The sequence below is a fragment of the Rhodophyticola sp. SM2404 genome, assembly GCF_053570515.1.
The window spans coordinates 1-19,244 of record NZ_JBSEDL010000011.1 but is presented as its reverse complement, the minus strand read 5'-3'; the positions used below and the strand labels follow the sequence as shown (position 1 = coordinate 19,244).

General features: G+C 57.0%; 18 protein-coding genes and 1 pseudogene. 4 read left to right on the top strand and 15 right to left on the bottom strand.

Annotated features, from left to right (window positions below; translation table 11 throughout):
- Positions 1-119 (top strand): integrase core domain-containing protein (locus ACTYEO_RS13865; RefSeq protein ID WP_449324343.1); only part of this gene is annotated, 119 nt, incomplete at its 5' end.
- Between the two features lie 184 nt (positions 120-303).
- On the opposite strand, the gene ACTYEO_RS13860 is transcribed toward ACTYEO_RS13865, so the two are convergent.
- The 13 genes and pseudogenes from ACTYEO_RS13860 to ACTYEO_RS13800 form a co-directional block, all read right to left on the bottom strand.
- Positions 304-1,299: an ABC transporter ATP-binding protein gene (locus tag ACTYEO_RS13860; RefSeq protein WP_449324342.1), complete on the bottom strand. Its 996-nt coding sequence runs from the start codon at positions 1,297-1,299 to the stop codon at positions 304-306.
- A 1-nt stretch (position 1,300) separates the two neighbouring features.
- The gene (locus ACTYEO_RS13855; RefSeq protein WP_449324341.1) at positions 1,301-2,278 is read right to left on the bottom strand and encodes an ABC transporter ATP-binding protein; all 978 of its coding nucleotides are present in this window, start codon (positions 2,276-2,278) and stop codon (positions 1,301-1,303) included.
- A complete protein-coding gene (locus ACTYEO_RS13850) occupies positions 2,275-3,183 on the bottom strand; it encodes an ABC transporter permease (protein WP_449324340.1) in 909 nt (302 codons plus the stop codon). The genes ACTYEO_RS13855 and ACTYEO_RS13850 overlap by 4 nt, the downstream gene beginning before the upstream one ends.
- Positions 3,180-4,157 carry an ABC transporter permease gene (locus ACTYEO_RS13845; RefSeq protein WP_449324339.1) on the bottom strand — a complete coding sequence of 326 codons (978 nt, stop codon included), beginning with the start codon at positions 4,155-4,157 and terminating at the stop codon, positions 3,180-3,182. Before ACTYEO_RS13845 ends, ACTYEO_RS13850 begins: the two co-directional genes overlap by 4 nt.
- A gap of 54 nt (positions 4,158-4,211) precedes the next feature.
- Positions 4,212-5,798, bottom strand: coding sequence for an ABC transporter substrate-binding protein (locus ACTYEO_RS13840; protein WP_449324338.1), 1,587 nt, complete (start codon positions 5,796-5,798; stop codon positions 4,212-4,214).
- Between the two features lie 25 nt (positions 5,799-5,823).
- The gene (locus tag ACTYEO_RS13835; protein WP_449324337.1) at positions 5,824-6,660 is read right to left on the bottom strand and encodes an alpha/beta fold hydrolase; all 837 of its coding nucleotides are present in this window, start codon (positions 6,658-6,660) and stop codon (positions 5,824-5,826) included.
- Positions 6,661-6,784: 124 nt separating this feature from the next.
- Positions 6,785-7,144 carry a MarR family transcriptional regulator gene (locus ACTYEO_RS13830; protein WP_449324336.1) on the bottom strand — a complete coding sequence of 120 codons (360 nt, stop codon included), beginning with the start codon at positions 7,142-7,144 and terminating at the stop codon, positions 6,785-6,787.
- Positions 7,145-7,403: 259 nt separating this feature from the next.
- A pseudogene (locus ACTYEO_RS13825) lies at positions 7,404-7,862 on the bottom strand (IS630 family transposase); the annotation flags it as partial.
- A 379-nt stretch (positions 7,863-8,241) separates the two neighbouring features.
- Positions 8,242-10,419, bottom strand: a complete 2,178-nt coding sequence (locus tag ACTYEO_RS13820; RefSeq protein WP_449324335.1) for an AAA family ATPase — start codon at positions 10,417-10,419, stop codon at positions 8,242-8,244.
- A gap of 26 nt (positions 10,420-10,445) precedes the next feature.
- Positions 10,446-10,805, bottom strand: a complete 360-nt coding sequence (locus tag ACTYEO_RS13815; protein ID WP_449324334.1) for a hypothetical protein — start codon at positions 10,803-10,805, stop codon at positions 10,446-10,448.
- The gene (locus ACTYEO_RS13810; RefSeq protein ID WP_449324333.1) at positions 10,805-10,996 is read right to left on the bottom strand and encodes a helix-turn-helix transcriptional regulator; all 192 of its coding nucleotides are present in this window, start codon (positions 10,994-10,996) and stop codon (positions 10,805-10,807) included. Before ACTYEO_RS13810 ends, ACTYEO_RS13815 begins: the two co-directional genes overlap by 1 nt.
- 100 nt (positions 10,997-11,096) lie before the next feature.
- Complete coding sequence (locus tag ACTYEO_RS13805; RefSeq protein ID WP_449324332.1) at positions 11,097-11,621, bottom strand: hypothetical protein; 525 nt, start codon at positions 11,619-11,621, stop codon at positions 11,097-11,099.
- Positions 11,618-12,865, bottom strand: a complete 1,248-nt coding sequence (locus ACTYEO_RS13800; RefSeq protein ID WP_449324331.1) for a tyrosine-type recombinase/integrase — start codon at positions 12,863-12,865, stop codon at positions 11,618-11,620. The genes ACTYEO_RS13805 and ACTYEO_RS13800 overlap by 4 nt, the downstream gene beginning before the upstream one ends.
- Positions 12,866-13,133: 268 nt before the next feature.
- Between ACTYEO_RS13800 and ACTYEO_RS13795 the strand changes: the two genes are divergently transcribed.
- A complete protein-coding gene (locus ACTYEO_RS13795; protein ID WP_449324330.1) occupies positions 13,134-13,700 on the top strand; it encodes a hypothetical protein in 567 nt (188 codons plus the stop codon).
- Between the two features lie 15 nt (positions 13,701-13,715).
- Here ACTYEO_RS13795 and ACTYEO_RS13790 read toward each other — a convergent pair whose 3' ends face one another.
- The gene (locus tag ACTYEO_RS13790) at positions 13,716-14,147 is read right to left on the bottom strand and encodes a MarR family winged helix-turn-helix transcriptional regulator (protein ID WP_449324329.1); all 432 of its coding nucleotides are present in this window, start codon (positions 14,145-14,147) and stop codon (positions 13,716-13,718) included.
- A gap of 105 nt (positions 14,148-14,252) precedes the next feature.
- Between ACTYEO_RS13790 and ACTYEO_RS13785 the strand changes: the two genes are divergently transcribed.
- Positions 14,253-16,148, top strand: coding sequence for an FAD-dependent monooxygenase (locus ACTYEO_RS13785; protein ID WP_449324328.1), 1,896 nt, complete (start codon positions 14,253-14,255; stop codon positions 16,146-16,148).
- A 104-nt stretch (positions 16,149-16,252) separates the two neighbouring features.
- Positions 16,253-18,070, top strand: a complete 1,818-nt coding sequence (gene typA / locus ACTYEO_RS13780; RefSeq protein WP_449324327.1) for a translational GTPase TypA — start codon at positions 16,253-16,255, stop codon at positions 18,068-18,070.
- Positions 18,071-18,146: 76 nt separating this feature from the next.
- Here typA and cysE read toward each other — a convergent pair whose 3' ends face one another.
- Entirely contained in the window at positions 18,147-18,962 is an 816-nt protein-coding gene (cysE, locus tag ACTYEO_RS13775; protein ID WP_449324326.1) for a serine O-acetyltransferase, read from the bottom strand.
- Between the last annotated feature and the right edge of the window lie 282 nt (positions 18,963-19,244).

Here is a 19,244-nt window from a genome sequence, read left to right as displayed (position 1 = left end):
TCATCATCGAAAGCTGGAGGAAACACTACAACACCAAGCGACCACACAGTGCATTGGGCTACCGCCCACCAGCGCCCGAAGCCATCATCCCGATGGACCAAAGGCCGATCATGCACTAACTTTCAAACTGGACCACTCAAGTGGGGCTGCTCAAATTCAGATCTGAGTCAAATTTGATTGTCCCGCCTGATCTTCCCGCGACGTTTCCCATTTCCGTGCGGCACCTGACATGGAATTGGTGAGAAGATTTTCCGCTGGATCGTCAAAGGGATTGCGGGTGGAGACAATCGGCAAAACTATCGTTCAAATTTCCTTCCGGATGGCGAGGCAGCTGACCCGATGACCTGACCCCTGGGACTCCAGTCGCGGTGCCAGTGACCGGCATTCTTCCATCGCGATGGGGCATCTAGGATGGAACCTGCAGCCTGATGGGGGCGACAAGGGCGAAGGCAGTTCTCCTTCCAGTGCATGTTCCTCGGACAAGGGTTTGTCCAGTGTGGGAACTTCGCTTAGCAAAGCCTGTGTGTAGGGGTGTAGGGGGTTTTCCAAAAGATCGGAGGCTGGCGCAATTTCTACAATCTGCCCGAGGTACATTACTGCAATCCGATCGGAGACATGTTCGACCACGCTGATGTCGTGGCTGATGAACAGATACGACAGGTTCAAACTGTCGCGCAGATCAAGAAACAGGTTGATGATCTGCGCCTGAATGGAGACATCCAGCGACGCCACAGATTCATCACAAACGACGACTTCGGGATTGACCGCCAACGCCCGTGCGATGCAGATCCGCTGGCGCTGCCCTCCGGAAAACTGATGCGGATAGCGGTCAAGTGCGTCCTCTCGCAGTCCAACCCGATCGAGCGCCTCTATCGCGAAAGAACGCGCCTGCGACCTTTGGATCAGCCCGTGGGCGATGGGGGCTTCGGTGATTGCATCTAGAATACGCTGACGTGGGTCCAAAGCGGCAGCGGGGTTCTGGAAGATCATCTGGACACCCAAACCTTTGCCGGTCTTTTGACTTGTCTTGTCCACCATAGGCTTTCCGTTGAATAGCACATCACCAGAGTCGTGCGGCAGGATACCCGCCACAAGCCGGCCGAGTGTGGATTTCCCACATCCGGACTCGCCTACAAGGCCCAGCACCTCCCCTTGCTCGATCGCAAGATCAACGCCGTCGACGGCCCGTAAAAGTTTGGCCGTCGATTTCGCACCAAACGCGGTCGCGATACGATCTGCCAGATCGGGCTTCTTTCCAAAGCTGCGACACACAGATTTAAGTTCAATGACCTGTGGCAAGTTAGCCCCTTTCTTGAAGCGGAGAGACACAACGAACGGCGTGGTCGGGCCAGGTTGGGGACAGTTCGGGCAGTACATCACAGGCCATGGTAGCGTGAGCGCAGCGTGGAGCGAAGGAGCAACCCTTTGGCAGGTTCGACAACTGCGGAAGACCACCAGGAATAGAGACCAAGCGTTGCCCGCGCGGCGCGTTCGCGGGCATGCTGGCCATCAACCCCGCAGTATAGGGATGTAATGGTGATTTCAGCATCACCTCGGTTGCCCCTTGTTCTACGATGCGGCCCGCGTACATCACGGCCACACGATGGGCTATCTGCGCCACGACACCCAGGTCGTGAGAGACCCAGATCAAAGCCGTACCGGTATCGCGGCAAAGACGCCGCATATCGCGCAAGATTTGCGCCTGCACGGTGACGTCCAACGCGGTAGTTGGTTCATCCGCGATGATCAAATCGGGCTCGTTCAAGAGTGCGGTGGCAATTACAACTCGCTGCCGCATGCCGCCGGAAAACTGGTGTGGATAGGCTTCTAGCCGTTCATCGGGGCTGTTGATCCCGACGCGCACCATCGCCTCGCGAACAGTCTGCCGCGCGGCATCGGTAGAGACGTCTCTATGAGCCTGAATGGCCTCGATCATCTGTACACCAATGCGCTGCACCGGGTTAAGGCTGGTGGTTGGATCCTGAAAGATCATCGCAATTCTGTTGCCGCGCAGGCCTTGCCATTGCGCCTCGGAATAGTTGGTGACATCGGTGCCATCGAACGCAATGCGCCCCGCCGTGACGCGGCCCGGCCGGTCGACCAATCCCATGGTGGACAGTCCAAGAACGGTTTTGCCCGAGCCGGACTCCCCCACGATGCCGAGAACATCGCCGCGCGTGACCTCAAGATCGACGCCATTCACGGCCACCAGGGGCCCGTCGGGCGTGGGAAATTCTGTGCGCAGTCCTTGAATGGACAAAAGCTTTGTCTGGTTCATTTTGAAAGCCTCGGATTGATGATTGCGCGCAGCTGGTCACCGAAGATGTTGATCGCCGCAACGGTCGCAAGCAGCATGATGCCGGGAAAAAACGTAATCCAATACGCACCTGACAGGATGTAGTCGAAGCCGTTTGAAATCAGTGATCCAAGCGATGGCTCAGTGATGGGCACGCCTACGCCGAGGAAGCTGAGGGTTGCTTCAATCGAGATGGAGTGCGCCGTTTGCAAGGTTGCCAGCACAATCAGCGACGAAACGCTGTTTGGCAAAAGATGCTTCCAGATGATACGGGCGTTGCTGAGTTCCAGGCAGGTCGCTGCCTCGAAATACTCTTTGCGACGTTCAACCATGGCGGCTGCACGGACCGTGCGCGCATAAAGCGCCCATTGCACGATCGCGAGTGCAATGATGACCTTGTCGATGCCTTTGCCCAGCAACGCGAGCAACACGAGCGCAACCAGAATAGCTGGGAAAGAGAGCTGAATATCGACGACCCGCATCAGAAACGCATCGATCCGTCCGCCATAGAAGGCGGACGTCAAACCGACCGAGAGGCCTATCGCCAACGCGACAGCGGCGCTGCTGATGGCCACGGTCAGGCTGGTACGCAACCCATAAAGGATAGAGCTTAGAACATCGCGCCCCGCCCCATCAGTGCCCAGCCAGGCGATCGTGCCGTCAACCATCTCTTCACCGGGCGCAAGCCGTCCGTCCAGAATGCTGACGGTAGATAGATCATATGGGTTGGTTGGTGCGATAAGGGGCGCGAAGATCGCAGATGCGGCAATCAGTACCAGCAGAATGCCCGAGATCAGCGTCGTGGGACGCGATAGTGTCGCCCGCATGATCTTGGAAAGTCGCGCGTTGCCCGGTTTCGCAGCGGGAACTGTATTTGTGGCGCTCATCCTTGGTCTCCTTGCAGGCGGACACGCGGATCAAGCACTGCGTAGATGATGTCCACGACCAGATTGAGGACCAGAAACAGGGCCACCACGAACAGCAGGTAGGCCACGATAATCGGGCGATCGAGATTGACGATGGCGTCGATGACAAGTTTGCCAAGACCCGGCCAGGCGAAGATGGATTCTGTTACAGTCGCAAAGGCGATCAGGGTGCCGAACTCGATCCCAAGCACAGTGATGATCGGAATGAGGATATTGGGCAGAAGATGGGCACGAACAATGCGCCTGGAAGTCAACCCCTTTGCACGCGCGAACTTGATAAAATCAAGCGCCATGACCTCGACGGTTCCCGCGCGGGCCAATCGGATCACCATGGCGATTTTGAACAGCGCAAGGTTGGTGGCTGGCATGATCAGGTGCTGCAATCCGTCCAGCGTAAACAAACTGCTTTCTATTCCAAGGAATTGTGCGGTATCGCCCCGACCCGACACTGGCAACCACCCAAGCTGGACCGAAAAGACGATGATCATCATCAGGCCCAGCCAGAACGTTGGAATTGAAATTCCGAGCACTGAGCCACCCATGATGATGCGAGATCCCCAGCCATTAGGCCGCAAGCCCGCGTAGACGCCCAATGGAAGGCCAACGGTCACGGCGATGATCAGCGCACAAACTGCAAGTTCGAGGGTAGCCGGAAACCGCTCTGCCATAAGGGCCAGCGCCGGTCGCCCAAAGATGAATGAATTGCCCAGATCCCCGGAAAACGCACCTGCCAGGAACCTCCAGTATTGCACATAAACCGGCTGATCGAGACCGAAGTCCCGCCGTACGCGTTCAATCTCGTCAGGCAGGCTTTCGGGATTGACCAGCATATCGACCGGATCACCGACAAGATTGATCATCGAGAAGACAATCAGAGACATTACAAACAAGACGACGACGCTTTGAATGACGCGTCTGAGGATAAAGGCTAGCATTGGAGCTGCTCCGGCTATGAGGCCCGCCGCCAGACACGGCGGGCCGATCTGTCGTTAGTCCTGAAGCCGGATATGGCGGATAAAGGTGCTGTCGAGTGCACCGGTTGGGTATTCGATATTGTCTCGTGCCGCCCAGGTTGCGATCTCATGGTGGATCGGAACAAGTGCAAAGTCACGCATCGCGATTTCGGTCGCCTGGAGAAGCGCATCTTCCATGTAGGCGATGTCCATCGACGACCGCCCGTCTTCAATCAGCTGATCGACTTCCTGGTTGCTGTATCCATTCCGATTCCCGGGCCCATAGCCATTTCCCCTGGTATGGATGAAGATCCGAAGCGGGTGCGAAGGTTCACCCGAACCATTTGCATAGCCGGACATGGCGACAGAAAACTCGGGCGTGTCGCCGGGGCCGCCACGGGCGAAACGACGGAAGAAGACCGACGCAGGCATGGTTTCAACGCTGGTCTGGATCCCGATGCGGGACAGCATCTGCGCAATCGCCTCGAGAATCCGGGTGTCATTGGAATACCGTCCGGCCGGGCCGTGGATGGTCAGCATAAAGCCGTCACCATAACCTGCTTCTTCAAGCAATTCTCGTGCGCGGTCCGCATCATATTCATCCGGGGTGAGATTGTCGGAATAACCGATATAGCCCTCGGGGGAGAACTGGCCCGCAGGCGTGGACAGCCCATCCATCACACGGTCCGCAATGGCCTGCCGATTGATAGCCAAGGACACGGCCTGACGTACACGGATGTCACGGAAGGGCGACTCAATCGGATTGCCATCAAGATCAGTGACCCAGGGTCTCATCGGATCATTTGTCATGTCCAGAGTCAGGTATAGCAGGCGGTTGGAAATCGATCTAAAAACTGATAGCTCATCACGGCTTTCCAGGTTTGGAAGATCAGAGGGGGAAACCCGCTCGATAAAGTCGACATCGCCGCTTAGAAGCGCAGCTGTTCGGGTTGTTCCATCACCGATTGGGCGAATGATGACGTTCTCCCACTCCACGGGGGTGCCCCAATACGCATCATTGCGTGCTAGCTCAATCATATCGCCGGGAAGCCAGCCGCTGAAGACGAAGGGGCCCGTCCCGAAAGCAGATTCACCGGTGTTGAATTCCTCGGTGGTCGCGTCGACAAATGCAGAGTCGATGATCGCAATCCGCGACATGTCGTGCGGCGTGAAGGGGTAAGATGTTTCCGTCGAGATCCGCAAAGTCAGGCCATCAATGACCTCGAAGGTTTTTCCCTCGATAAACGTCGCAAAACTGGATGGGCTATTGGGTACGTTCGCAGCACGTTGCATCGTGGCGACCACATCTTCAGCGGTAAAAGCCGCACCGTTGTGAAAGGTCACACCGGGACGCAGCCTGAATTCCCAGGTGCGCTCGTCAATCGGCTCCCATGATAGGGCAAGTCCAGGAACCAGGTTCTGATTCACGTCCTGCAGGACCAGGGCATCATAGACTTCCATCGCCATTGAGTTGTTGATGGTCAGGTTCTGATAGTGCGGATCCATCGACGTGGGTTCGGCCGCGAGGGCCACCCTCAGGTCTTGGGCCGATACAGGGCCGCCGATGAGGCCGAAGCCCGTCGCGACAAAGGCAAGCATGGCAATGGTTGTTAGTATAGTCATCTTTCTTCCTCCCTTTCACTGATTGCTAATCAGTTTTCTGATGTTGATAGCCCGTGGCTTTGCAGCGGTTTGCAAACTGTCTAATCTGCTCGTTGAAGAGATCCGGGCATTCCACGTAGGACGCATGCCCCGCTTTGGGGAAAACGACCTGCTTTGCCTTCGGAAATGCTGAGACCAGCGCTGCATGCATGTCAGGCGAGATCACAGTGTCCTTGCCCCCTGACAAAATGAGCACCGGAATGCGCACTTTCGGACCGATTTTCGCATTGTCGGCTTCCTGGCTCATGCGGCCACCATCGCGGATCCCTTCGATCCGCGCGCCTGTTGCTATTTCCGCCAGGAACCGAATAACAGCCTGGGACGTCCCTTCGGGCGTGCTGAGCTTGGCGCGTTCAAGACCATAGGCCGTGGTAACCCCCTCGGACTTGATGTGATCAATCCTCGTCGCGTAGCGCTCCATCAAAGGTGCCCCCGCGGCGAGCCCGAAGCCCAGATGCGTCGAGGAAAGTACCAGACCAGCGGTTGAACAATCCTCATCAGCCGCTATGTGAGCGGCGATCACGCCCCCCATCGAATGGCCGACCACAATCGCCCCGTGAATCTCCACCGCCTGCATCAGGCTCTTGGCAGCATCAACATAGTCTTCAATTCGGTTGCCGAACACATCGGACGCCCCAAAGCTTGGCGCATCCCATGCGACAATGCGGAACGAAGGCGCTAGAGCTTCAAACACATGGAGCCAGCTCCGGCTGCTGCCATTCATGCCGTGAAGTAGAAAGAGGGCAAAACCCTTGCCGGCCTCCCGATACGCCAGGCGACCGCCATTGTACGGTAAATACTGCAGCTTTGGCGTATCAAACATGCGCGTGACGTCCCCTGAGCAATGACTTCGGCAGCGGGCGCCATGGAGTGGCAAAGATGCCTCAGCACCCGCTGTTCCTCAATTGTAGCACAGGGGGTGACTTTAAAAAAAAGATTAAAAATTTTTACATATTGTCTTCCGGCGATTGAGCCCCAAGTTCGCGCATAGACATCAGCGTTTGAGCGAGTTTCAAAGCGCGGGAAAACTCGGGATTTGCTAGAAGCGCGTTACAGTAGTTACGCCAGGCCTCCAGCATCGGTTCGGTTGGTCGGAAATCGCGGCGACGGCGGTCTTCCGCGCCCGATAGCTCCTCCAAATAGCCGAGCCCCAACGCTTCATGCACTGTCGAAGTGACTGTTGGTCGGCTAAATTCTGAAACTTCAACAAGCTCTGTGATGGTGAAGCAGCCCTTGGAGAAGTAATAGTTCATCATGTAACGGCGCAGCTCGAACGCGGTGAAACTGGTGTTAAAAAAACGACGCACTTGGCCAGGTCTGTGCTCGCGTCGATACACATGGCGAGAACTCTCGAAAGACGCCTGCGCAGAGCAGAATCGATCAAATAGCATCCCAGCTTCAAGCATGGCCAACCTCACCCATTTATAGAAAAATTACACATAATTCTATACCGCTGATCAGCTTTCCGCAAGGTATCGCAGTAAAACGGGTTGGGCGCGCGCTCGTTCTTTTGATCAGCGCCCAACGTTTCCCAGCCAAGAACTAGTGTTCCGAGTCTGACATTTGCTACCGATTTCCCCTGATTTGGTCGAGCTTATCGAGAGCTCGGCGCTCGCGGGTGATGATGTCTTCGGCAGTCTTGCTCCAGACGAAGGGCTTCGGCTTGGTGTTTTGCTGCACGAGGTAGTCGTAAATCGTCCCTTCGAGGTCATCGACGCTGGAGTAGCTGCTACGGCGGATGCGCTTTGTAGTGATCTCAGCGAAGAAGCGCTCCACCAGGTTAAGCCAGGACGCGCTGGTGGGCGTGAAATGCAGCTTGAAGCGGAGATGCTTTTCCTGCCAGGCCTTAACCTCGGGCGTCTTGTGGGTGGCGTAGTTATCGAGAACCAGATGGATGTCGCGCGGTTTCTCCACCGCCCGATCTATGCGGCGCAGGAAGCTCAGGAACTCCTTGGTGCGATGACGCGACATGCATTCCCCGATAACCAGACCCGACTTGACGTCCAGCGCAGCGAAAAGCGTGGTCGTGCCATGGCGCTAGTGTCTAGCCTCCAAGTTCAGTGCTGATCAACTAAGCAACAACACTCAAATCAATAACTCTGCTTATTTGGAATGACCGTAGCCACACTACCACGAGGGTTTTCAATTTCTCCATCTTTGCGGGGGATTAAATGGACGTGAGCATGGAAGATCGTTTGACCTGCTGACCGGTCTGCGATGATGCACGGTTCTAAGGCCACCGCTGGCGGGGTGGCTGTTGGCTCCCGCCCGCCAAGGGCGGGGGTTCCAACCCCGGGGGGTATAAGGGGGTTGGAAGGAACAGGGGTTGGAATGGGGTCGGAATGGGGGGTGGAAGGCACTTTGTCACCCGGTTGGAATGGGGGGTGGAAGGGGGGTGGAACGCTCATTCTGCCATCTCCAGATGCGTGCGGCGCTTGCTTGGTGGCCCACTTTCAACGATCCGAATTTTGCCTGAGATCAGCAAAGTATCCATTGCGGTCTTAAGCGCCCGCTTGGTCATACCTTCATTCTTGGGATGCTCGGCAAAGACTTTGGGAGCGTAGGTCGGTCCGCCCGCATGATTGACGGTGCGGCCTTGCTCCGCAAACATTCGCAGCAACGACAGAAACACCCGCTCCGCCTTGGCGCTGGCGGCCATGCGGTCTAACCCTGTCACTGGTGCATCGGCTACGAAAACACCGCTTTGCCAAGTCAGGGCGATCTCGCCGCCTATGCCGCTGTAGTTTGACTTCATCGTGCGCAGCACACGCGCGTCCGGGTTTTGCTCATATCCGTCTTGCACAACCCGGCTAAGGTATAGGCGGCTGCGAACGGAATTGTTCCAGCCGGTCGAACCGCTGGTGCCGGTGCCAGAGGCCATGCCTGCCACGGATGGATGCGCCAGCATGACCACGGCGCAGCGGTGATTAATTGCTAGGCCGCGTAGCATCCCAATGAATTGTCGCGCTTGCGCCCGGTCGTTTTCGTTGCCTGGAAAGTAGTCGGCCAAAGTGTCGAGAACCAACAAATTGGGGCAGTCACGCTGCAACAGTTGTTTGACTGCCTCGAGCAACGGTGCCGCTTGCAGCGTACCGCCCTTTGCAACGGTGGCGAGCAGCGCATCCTCGCCTGCAAGGCTGCGAAGCGTCAGATCGCCTAGATCAGCGAGGGTGGCGTTTTCGGCCCGTGTGATGTCGGCAAGGCGACGATGCAGTTCGGCCTTGTCATCCTCAGCGCTGAGATAGACGGCCTTGCCATGTCGCACTGCGAGGCCAAGCCACGGCCGCTGCAAGGTAGTGCTGACGGCCAGCTGGAGTGCGCAGAGGCTCTTACCGGTGCCACCATCACCGCTGAGCAGCGTCACGGTATTTGCCGGGATCAGATCGTGTACATGCCAAACGCGCTCAGGCACCGGCTGGCCATCCAGATCGCAGGCGCGGAAGATGCCAGATTGGAAACGGTTGATCTGCTCGGCGGCCGCAGCAACGTGGTCCGCATTGATAGCGCTGTTTTGCGGGTTCAAAGCACCAATACCGCCGTGCTTTATCGCGAGCTTGTCTAGCTTGGCACCGCAGTCGCGCGCCATCGCAGGGATGGTCGCCCAGCCAACGCCCAAACCGCGCTTGAAACTCCGCCATTTTTGCTCAATCTCACCCTGCCGGAATTTGCTGCCGCGGGATGACCATTCGACCGCCAGCGGCAGCATATGGTCGCCCGCAGCATGCAGCCCCATAAGGATGCTCAGCCAATCGCCGTAAGGCATATCGGGATCGAGGTAGTCCAACAGGTCACGTGCCTCGGCCTCTGTTGGGTCGGATGACATGTGGGATGCGCTATAGCCACCCAAGTCGATGACAGGCCCTGTGTGGGCTGCGGGGGGCTGTATGGCCGCTGCAGTTTTCACCGACAGTAGCTTCTGGGGGCCGTGGGTGTCGCAGACCCATTCTAAAAACCCGTCTATCTGCTCGCGCGTAATCTCCGGCAAATCGTCGACCTTCCCCATAAAGTCTGTAGGGTCAAACCCGTGCCATTGATACGGCTTCTGGGTATCGGGATGGATGCCAAAAGCTACGACCTGCTGCCCCTCACAAAGTATCTCGATGCCGTCGTCTTTGCCCTCAGGCGCAAAGCCCGTTGGCGCGATCTTCTGCGTGATTTTTGCGATTGGGTGGGGCAGTCGAAACAAAAAACCCGTCTTCGGGGGTTGCCCGGTTCGCTGCATCCAGTTGCAATGCTGCGCAGGGAAGCGGCGTAGCCATTCAGCTGCGATCGCCTTGGCAGTCTCGGGGCAATAGACGTCGATGTCACAGAAAGCGACTGCGCCATCACCGCAACGGATGCCAATGTTTGCATCTGCTGCAAAGTCTGTGGGTTTGAAGGTCCGATCCTGCCAACCGGGGATGCGGGGTCCTTTCTGCCCATGCGGGATTGGCACCGGCTGATAGCCGTTTGCAATAAGCTGCGCGGCAATCTCGGGCGCAGATTTTGGGTTTTCGATAGTCATGTGCTGAGCCTCGGATATTTGCCCGAGACGGCGCTTTGGTGTATGATATAGGCCAGCCTGCCAGCTGTCATCGACCATGCCCGCGCCGTTCCTCGGTGCGGGTTTTAATTTGAAGGTTGATTAATCTGTACGACGTAGCGTCTTGCCAGCTCGGGCAGCGCCGTGATTATCTCCGTGGCCGCCGCAGTTGACAGCCACTGAGAGGTCACACAGACGCGCATCAGGCTGTCTCGGGTCGCATGATAGCTGACGCCGCGCCAGACCGCTCCATGTGAGGTCTCATCAAACATCTTCTGCACTATGTACTGGGAGCCGCCTCGGTCGATGATAATCCTGCAGCGGGCAGAAAGACGGACGATCTCGCCGACATAAGCGTCATCGCGTTCGTTGTGCGACCATGCTGTGTCAGGGATGCCCCGGGTAACGGCTACTCCCCCGGGGGGGGTGTTGGGGAGGGCAGCCATCACCGCGCCTCCTCACGCTCAGCGAGACGAGCGTTCAGCCATGCCTCAACCTCTGCCTCCGGCCACGCTACCGCGCGGCTGCCAATGCGCACAGGCTTGGGAAACTGCCCATTTTGCATCAGTAGATAAATCGTTGAGCGAGACAGTCCCGTTCGGTTTTCAACTGCAGGGCGACGAATAAAACGCGTCATGAAATGATCCTCTTGGCATCTGCGGGGCCGGTATGGAGCCGCTGGTGCCTCACAGGATCAATCGAGCGATAGGCGAAGTCGTTAGTAGTTAAATGAAGGATTAAATCTCCAAGCTTTGGCTGAAAACATTGACTTTCTCTGCTGGCAGCGTCCGCAAGTAGTCCTCACACTTCTGGCTTTGCCAATCATCTGACAAGCCCCAGAAGGTTCGTCCCTCCGAGAGAGAGCGTTCTAGATCGCCACCGGTACGCCAAAGTTTCGTTGCCTTTGGCGTTAGGCCGCGGCGACTTCTGATCCATGCGATCAACTCTCTATTGGTATGCCCCGCTCGAAACGTCTCGGGCATACGACGCAGTTCCAGCCAAATATGGAATGCGCGAAGTGAAGAGACTTTTGACACCTCACTTTTACTGGGCCTTCCTCTTTTCTTCTCAAAGACGCTGATCGCTTTTTCTACCTGGCCATTAATCTCAAGTCGGTAGCCCAAATATGCCCAGCGCTGAGCATCATCCGTGGCCCCGAGGCCCATGCCCGGGACATATTGCTCAGAAACGGCTTCAAGCTCCCAATCGTTTGGCTCTAACCCGATCGCATGCAGCAACCCTCGGACGGTCTTCTTCGTCATGCTGCGCCTCCGATCATTACTACCTTTGCGGCTTCTTTGCCTAACAAGAAGCGCTCCCATGCCTCAAGCATAGCCCTGCGGCGCTCCAGCATGTCTGAGCGACGGTATGCGCGCTCAACCTCGGAGCCGACATTGTGTGCAAGCTGCAGTTCGGCCATATCGCGCTCGAAGCCGCATTCCGCCGCCCAGTCACGAAACGATGAACGCAGGCCATGTGGCACTGCAGGCTTGCCAGATCGCTCATCGCAAAACCCTGATCCACCACCTTTGATATCGGACTGGTGCATCCGCTTCATCGCAGCGCTCAAAGTCATGTCAGAAAGAGGTTTGCCCATGCTGCTGTAGAACACGAGATCCGACTGTGGATGCCGTTCAATCTGGGACAGTAACCCAACCATGGTAGGTGTAAGCGGGACCCGATGGTCACGCGACGCCTTCATCCGCGCAGCTGGAATAGTCCAAGTCGGTGACCCTGAAAGGTCTACCTCGGACCAAGTCATCTGCCGCACCTCGCCTGACCGGCTGGCACAAAGGGTGAGAAACTGAAGCGCAACCGTCCCCATGCCATCTCTTTGCGAGAGTGCTGCCCACCAGCGTGGGGCATCCCGCAATCGTAAGGCTGGGTGGTTCGTAGCTCTTTGTACCTTGCTTGGCTTTGGCAGCATCTCGGCGAGATTACCCTTCCAGCGTGCTGGATTGTCTCCGTCTCTAAATCCCGCAACGGTTGCCCAAGACAAGACGGCCTCAATGCGCTGCCTCAATCGAGACGCTGTGACCGTTTTGTCGTTCCAAATCGGCTCTAAGACACGGCAAACGTCGAGCGCGGAAACCTCGTCGACAGGCAGTCGTCCCAATTTAGGTACCGCGTAAATTGACAGCGTTGCGAGCCATTGTTTGGCGTGCTTTTCGCTGCGGAACTCGGCCTGCTTGTTCTCATGCACGCGTTCGACGGCTTCTACGAAGGTCAACCGATTGCGATGCTTCATCCGATCGGCAAAAGGGTCGCCACCGCTGACGACGATCCGTTTATTGGCCAGCGCTTTTTCACGGGCATCAGCAAGTGTGACAACTGGCGGCGACCCTAGACCAATGTCGCGTTGTCGGCCATTGATCCTTATGCGCTGGACCCACCGTCTGTAGCCGGTATCATCAACACGCAAAAACAAGCCGAGGCCGCTACCATCAAAGTATTTTCCGGCATCCTTCACGCTGTTCACGAATGCTGCTGAGAGCTTCTTGGCCATCAATCCGTCCCCATATCCGTCCCCACAAATAGCTTAGAACTCATGGGACCTCTCTGAACTATAGGGTACGTAGACAAGTCATTAAAGCCATTTTTATTGGGAGAAAATAAACTTCTCTGACCTTGTGGGAATATTAGTTATACAGCCTGTCTCTCCGCCACTTTTCCTGATCCCCCATATCCATGCCGAAGATGTAACAAAGGCGAGCCTTGTCACAAAGCGCGCAGCTTGTTCTAACGAGTTCAACCTCACAGGAAAGCGCGGAACCATGAAGACATCTTATATCTATCTCGGCGTCGCGGTGATTGCTGTCATTGGGGTCGGCGCTTTCATGGCTGGGGCGCAGATGATGTCGCAGCATAGCGGTGGTCATGCGCAGCACGGGGAACATGGCATGGGCCATGATGAACACAGCATGCCTGGCCTACGGGGGGCGAACACCACCGATGCCGAAACCGCCGAGATGCAGCTTTTGTTTCGCAACTTTACGCTGATTGAACGTGAGGTCACCGATCTTGAGGATGGTATCTATACGCTCACCTCAAGCTCTAATCCCGAGACATTCGAGGCGCTTGTCAGCCATGTCACGGGTATGATCGCGCGGGTTGAGGCCAATGATGACCCCGAGGTCATTATCCAAAGCCCTACCTTGGATGTCTTCTTTTTACGGGGTGAGAACATCTCGACCGAGATCGATATCAGGGATGATGGCATCGCCGTGACGCAGACCTCAACCGATCCCGAGCTTGTTGCAGCCCTTCAGCGCCATGCCGCTGAAGTGACCGATATGGTCAATCGCGGAATGCAGGCCGTGCATGAGCGGATGATGAACTGAGCGATCTGAACGCGCTCATCCCGCCCCGATTGCCGCCTTGCGGGCGAGCTGCAGGAAGTGCTTGCGTTCCTCCTCCGAGAGACCACCCAAGATATCCCCCTGCAGAGCCTCGATAATCGGTGTGACCTCTTGCAACACTGCCTCGCCCTGCCCCGTCAGGCTGACTTCGCGGGCGCGGCGGTCGGTTTTGCGGGCGGTGCGGGTGACCAACCCCTTGGCCTCCAACCTGTCGACAACACCGCCGATTGTGGCGCGGTCATAGGCGATTTGGGCGGCGAGGCTGGCTTGATCAATGCGCGGGGTTTGGGCGATGGCGGCAAGGGCTGCGAATTGCACGGAGGTCAGGTCAAACCCTGCCTGTTTCATCCGCTCCTGAAACACCGCGTTTGAGATTTGATGCAGACGGCGGATCAAATGCCCTGCCATCCTGTCGATCGTATTGTCCACGCTGTCTTCCCACTTCCTTGATATAGTAAGCATACATATCAGTTTGACTTCGGTCAATTGTAAGCATACTTACTAAAGGCGGTTTAAGTCTTGGGAGGCGATGCTATGCAATTCTATCTTGATGGGTTCTACTCTGGTGATCCTGCGCTCGCGCGTGCCAACCCCGAGGCTGTGGAGCGGAGCGAAACCTTGCCCGTTGAGGTCGATGTCTTGATCATCGGCTGTGGTCCTGCGGGCTTGACCTTGGCCGCCCAACTCTCGGCCTTTCCCGAGATCAGCGTGGCAATCGTTGATCAAAAAGACGGCCCGCTTGAGGTCGGTCAGGCCGACGGGATCGCCTGCCGCACCATGGAAATGTTCCATGGCTTCGGTTTTGCCGAGGCCGTCATGCGCGAGGGCTATTGGGTCAATGAGGTGTGTTTCTGGAAACCCGCGCCCGAGAATACCGCGCATATCCAACGCTCAAGCCGTATCGAGGATGTCGAGCAGGACCTTTCGGAATTTCCTCATATCATCCTCAATCAGGCCCGCGTGCATGAGTTCTACCTTGATGTCATGCGTAAAAGCCCCAACAGGCTTGAGCCGAATTACGGGCGCAAATTGCTGGATTTGACGCGCGATGATGCCGCCCCCTACCCCGTCACGGCCAAGCTGGAGCATAACGGCGCGCCCGAGACGATCCGCGCGAAATATGTGGTGGGCTGTGATGGCGCACGCAGCCAGACGCGGCGCGCGCTCGGGGTCATGCTGGAGGGCGATAGCGCCAATCAGGCTTGGGGCGTGATGGATGTGCTGGTGGATACCGATTTCCCCGATCTGCATTACAAATGCGTCATCCATTCGGGCCAAGAGGGTAATATGCTCATCATCCCGCGCGAAGGCGGATATATGGCGCGCTTCTATATCGAGATGGACAAGCTCAACCCCGATGAACGCGTGGCGCAGCGCAATCTGACCTCGGATCATCTGATCGCGGCGGCCAAACGGATTTTCGCGCCGCATTTTCTGGATGTGAAACAGGTGGCGTGGTGGTCCGTCTATGAGATCGGGCAGCGCGTGGCCGACCGTTTTGTTGATGAGGAAGCCGATCCGCGCATCTTTATCGCGGGCGATGCCTGCCACACCCATAGCCCGAAAGCAGGCCAAGGGATGAATGTCTCGATGGGGGATGCGTTCAATCTTGGCTGGAAGCTGGCGGCCTGTTTGCGCGGGCAATCCGCGCCATGGCTTCTGACCACCTATTCGGCCGAGCGCCGCGCCATCGCACAAGACCTGATCGGCTTTGACCGCGAATTGGCTAAGATGTTTTCCGCCCCTGTCAAAGGCAGCCCTGAAGATCAAGGCGATGGCGTCGATCCCGCTGAATTCCAGCGCTATTTTATGGAGCATGGCCGCTATACGGCGGGGGTGGCCTTGCGCTATGGCCCTTCGCGCTTGACCAGTGAGGGCGCGCATCAGGGGCTGGCCACGGGCCAAATCATCGGAAAACGGTTCCATTCCGCCCCTGTCATCCGGCTTGGAGATGGCAAACATATGCAGCTTGGCCATGCTGGCAAAGCCGATGGCCGCTGGCGCGTCTATGCCTTCGGTGGGGCTGGGGATTTGGTGCAAGGCTCAAGCCCCCTTGCGCGGCTATGTTCCTATCTTGCGCAGGACCCCGCCTCGCCCTTGTTGCGGCATAGACCCGATGGGGCTGATATCGATGCCGTGATTGACCTCAGGGTGAACCTGCAAACCCACCATCATAAATTGGACCACCGCGCCCTGCCCGCGCTTTTGCTGCCGCGTAAAGGCCGTTTGGGTTTGCCCGATTTCGAGAAGGTGTTTTGCTCCGACCTCTCGCCCGAGCCTGATATCTATGCCCGCCGCGGGATTGATCGGGAGCAAGGCTGCCTCATCCTTGTGCGGCCTGATCAATATGTCTCGGAAGTGTTGCCGCTTGACGATCACGCCGCATTGGCGGGCTTTTTTGACACGGTTTTGAATGAAGCCCCCGCTTAAGCACTAAAAAGCCGCCTTCGGGTGATTTCTTCTGGCCTTTAGCCTGCGCATTCTGTAACGCGCGGGCAAACACCCCTGTCTGACTGATCTGAAGGATGCGCTGCATGGAAATGCGCAATATCGCCATTATCGCCCACGTGGACCATGGCAAGACCACACTTGTTGACGAGCTGTTGAAACAATCCGGCGCGTTCCGTGAAAACCAAGCCGTGGCCGAACGGGCCATGGACAGCAATGATCTTGAGCGCGAACGCGGCATCACGATCCTTGCCAAGGCCACAAGCGTCGAGTGGAACAACCACCGTATCAATATCGTCGACACCCCTGGCCACGCCGATTTCGGCGGCGAGGTCGAGCGTATCTTGTCGATGGTTGATGGCGTTGTGCTGCTGGTGGATGCGGCCGAAGGCCCGATGCCCCAGACGAAATTTGTAACCTCGAAAGCGCTGGCTTTGGGTCTGCGTCCGATCGTGGTGCTGAACAAGGTTGATAAGCCCGATGCCGAGCCTGATCGCGCATTGGATCAGTGTTTTGACCTTTTTGCCTCACTTGGTGCGAATGACGAACAGCTTGATTTCCCACATCTTTACGCCTCTGGCCGCTCGGGTTGGGCCGATACTGATCTTGACGGGCCGCGCAAGGATTTGAACGCGCTGTTCGAATTGGTCGTCAAGCATGTGCCCCAGCCCGCCCAAATCGCCAAGCGCGATGAGCCTTTCCGCATGCTGGCCACCACGCTCGGCTCGGACGCCTTTATTGGCCGTATTCTGACGGGCCGTGTTGAAAGCGGCACGCTCAAGCCAAATGAAACCGTCAAAGCGCTGTCGCGTGATGGCACCCAGATCGAGAGCTTCCGCGTCTCAAAGATCCTCGCTTTCCGTGGATTGGGCCAGCAGCCGATTGATGTTGCCGAAGCAGGCGATATCGTGACCCTCGCAGGCATGACCAAAGCGACCGTGGCCGATACGATCTGTGCGCCCTCCGTGACCGAGGCGATCCCTGCACAGCCGATCGACCCCCCCACCATCACCGTGACATTCGGCATCAATGACAGCCCGCTTGCGGGTAGGGATGGCAAAAAAGTCCAATCACGCGTGATCCGTGAACGCCTCATGAAAGAAGCGGAATCGAATGTTGCGATCAAAATCTCTGACACCCCAGGCGGTGAGGCCTTTGAGGTCGCGGGGCGTGGCGAATTGCAGATGGGTGTTTTGATCGAGAATATGCGCCGCGAAGGCTTCGAGCTGTCGATCTCGCGCCCACAGGTTCTGTTCCGTGAGGAAAACGGCCAGCGTCTTGAGCCCGTCGAGGAAGTCACCGTCGATGTGGATGATGAATATTCAGGCGCGGTGATTGAGAAGCTGACTGGCCCCCGCAAAGGTGATCTGGTCGAGATGAGCCAGAATAGCGGCAAAACCCGTATCGTGGCCCATGTCCCTTCGCGCGGTTTGATCGGCTATCACGGCGAGTTTTTGACTGATACGCGCGGCACAGGCGTTTTGAACCGTGTTTTCCATGAATGGGCGGCCCATAAAGGCCCAATCCCGGGGCGTCGTGCTGGCGTTCTGATCTCGATGGAGAACGGCACATCGGTCGCCTTCGCGTTGTGGAACCTCGAAGATCGTGGCCGCATGTTCATTGGTGCCCAAGCGCCGATCTATACGGGCATGATCATCGGTGAGCATAGCCGCGAGAATGACCTCGAAGTGAACCCGCTCAAAGGCAAAAAGCTGACCAATGTGCGCGCCTCTGGCACCGATGATGCGGTCAAGCTGACCACCCCGATCACCATGAGCCTTGAAGAGGCCATCGCTTATATTGATGATGATGAATTGGTTGAAGTCACGCCAAATGCGATCCGTTTGCGCAAGCGCTATCTCGATCCGCATGAGCGTAAGCGCCAGTCCCGCGCTGCGGGCTGAGCAAGACCCAAAACATTAAAAAAGCCGCGCAACCTATTGGCTGCGCGGCTTTTTCTTTTTTAGAATTTGTGTGGGTTTAGCTCGGGCTGCCATTGGGCAGCAGGTGATCCATGCTCATGGAAGGCTGGTCGCATCCTGCTTCCCCGACGATCCGCGCAGGCACGCCTGCCACGGTTTTGCAGGTGGGCACTTCATCCAGCACAACCGAGCCCGCCGCCACACGGCTGCAGGCCCCGATCTTGATATTGCCAAGCACCTTTGCGCCCGCCCCGATCAACACGCCATTGCCGATCTTCGGGTGGCGATCTTCTTCTTCCTTGCCTGTGCCGCCAAGCGTGACGGAATGCAACATCGAGACATTATCCCCCACCACAGCCGTTTCACCGATGACGATAGAATGGGCATGGTCAATCATGATGCCTTTGCCGATCTTTGCGGCAGGGTGGATATCCACGCCAAAGACCTCAGAGACACGCATCTGTATAAAATAGGCCAGATCCTTACGGCCCTGTGTCCAGAGCCAATGGCCAATGCGATAGGCCTGAACCGCTTGAAACCCCTTGAAAAACAGCAAGGGCTGAATAAAGCGATGGCAGGCGGGGTCACGTTCATAGACGGCCACGATATCGGCACGCGCCTCTGCGCCAAGCTCGGGCGCGCTGGCATAGGCCTCATCCCCGATCTCGCGCAAAATCTGTTCGCTCATCTCGCCTGAGGCCAGCTTTTGCGCCATACGGTAGGCCAGCGCATTTTCCAGCGATGCGTGATGCAGGATGCAGCCATGTACCAAACCACCCAAAAGCGGCTCGGCCCGAACGGCCTCCTCGGCTTCAAGGGTGATCCTGCTCCAGACGGGATCTAGTTCAGCAAGCTTTTCGTGCGTTCTGGCCATTGGGACTCTCCAGCATTCAATACAACGAGTATAACCCCAAAAGAAGGACCTGCGAAAGAGATAAGCCTCCTCCTCACGAGAGGGTTACAGCCAATCGGGCAAGCTCAACTGTGCATAATGCAAAGCCAGCAAAGCCGCGCCGCCCGCAAAATCACCTGAGCCTCCCCCTTTGAATTGGTCCGTCCCTATAGTTAGGAAAACGGAGAATCGAAGATGGGAATTACGAGACCGAAGCCTGAAGAGATTGTTGTTAAGCTGAGGCAAGTTGAGGTGCTGACAGGC

What these genes read in the sequence shown, in the direction of transcription:
- ACTYEO_RS13855 (WP_449324341.1), bottom strand. Translation starts at nt 2,278, where the DNA reads ATGAACCAGACAAAGCTTTTGTCCATTCAAGGACTGCGCACAGAATTT.
- ACTYEO_RS13850 (WP_449324340.1), bottom strand. Translation starts at nt 3,183, where the DNA reads ATGAGCGCCACAAATACAGTTCCCGCTGCGAAACCGGGCAACGCGCGA.
- ACTYEO_RS13845 (WP_449324339.1), bottom strand. Translation starts at nt 4,157, where the DNA reads ATGCTAGCCTTTATCCTCAGACGCGTCATTCAAAGCGTCGTCGTCTTG.
- ACTYEO_RS13840 (WP_449324338.1), bottom strand. Translation starts at nt 5,798, where the DNA reads ATGACTATACTAACAACCATTGCCATGCTTGCCTTTGTCGCGACGGGC.
- ACTYEO_RS13835 (WP_449324337.1), bottom strand. Translation starts at nt 6,660, where the DNA reads ATGTTTGATACGCCAAAGCTGCAGTATTTACCGTACAATGGCGGTCGC.
- ACTYEO_RS13820 (WP_449324335.1), bottom strand. Translation starts at nt 10,419, where the DNA reads ATGGTCGATGACAGCTGGCAGGCTGGCCTATATCATACACCAAAGCGC.
- ACTYEO_RS13815 (WP_449324334.1), bottom strand. Translation starts at nt 10,805, where the DNA reads ATGGCTGCCCTCCCCAACACCCCCCCCGGGGGAGTAGCCGTTACCCGG.
- ACTYEO_RS13810 (WP_449324333.1), bottom strand. Translation starts at nt 10,996, where the DNA reads ATGACGCGTTTTATTCGTCGCCCTGCAGTTGAAAACCGAACGGGACTG.
- ACTYEO_RS13805 (WP_449324332.1), bottom strand. Translation starts at nt 11,621, where the DNA reads ATGACGAAGAAGACCGTCCGAGGGTTGCTGCATGCGATCGGGTTAGAG.
- ACTYEO_RS13800 (WP_449324331.1), bottom strand. Translation starts at nt 12,865, where the DNA reads ATGGCCAAGAAGCTCTCAGCAGCATTCGTGAACAGCGTGAAGGATGCC.
- ACTYEO_RS13795 (WP_449324330.1), top strand. Translation starts at nt 13,134, where the DNA reads ATGAAGACATCTTATATCTATCTCGGCGTCGCGGTGATTGCTGTCATT.
- ACTYEO_RS13785 (WP_449324328.1), top strand. Translation starts at nt 14,253, where the DNA reads ATGCAATTCTATCTTGATGGGTTCTACTCTGGTGATCCTGCGCTCGCG.
- typA (WP_449324327.1), top strand. Translation starts at nt 16,253, where the DNA reads ATGGAAATGCGCAATATCGCCATTATCGCCCACGTGGACCATGGCAAG.
- cysE (WP_449324326.1), bottom strand. Translation starts at nt 18,962, where the DNA reads ATGGCCAGAACGCACGAAAAGCTTGCTGAACTAGATCCCGTCTGGAGC.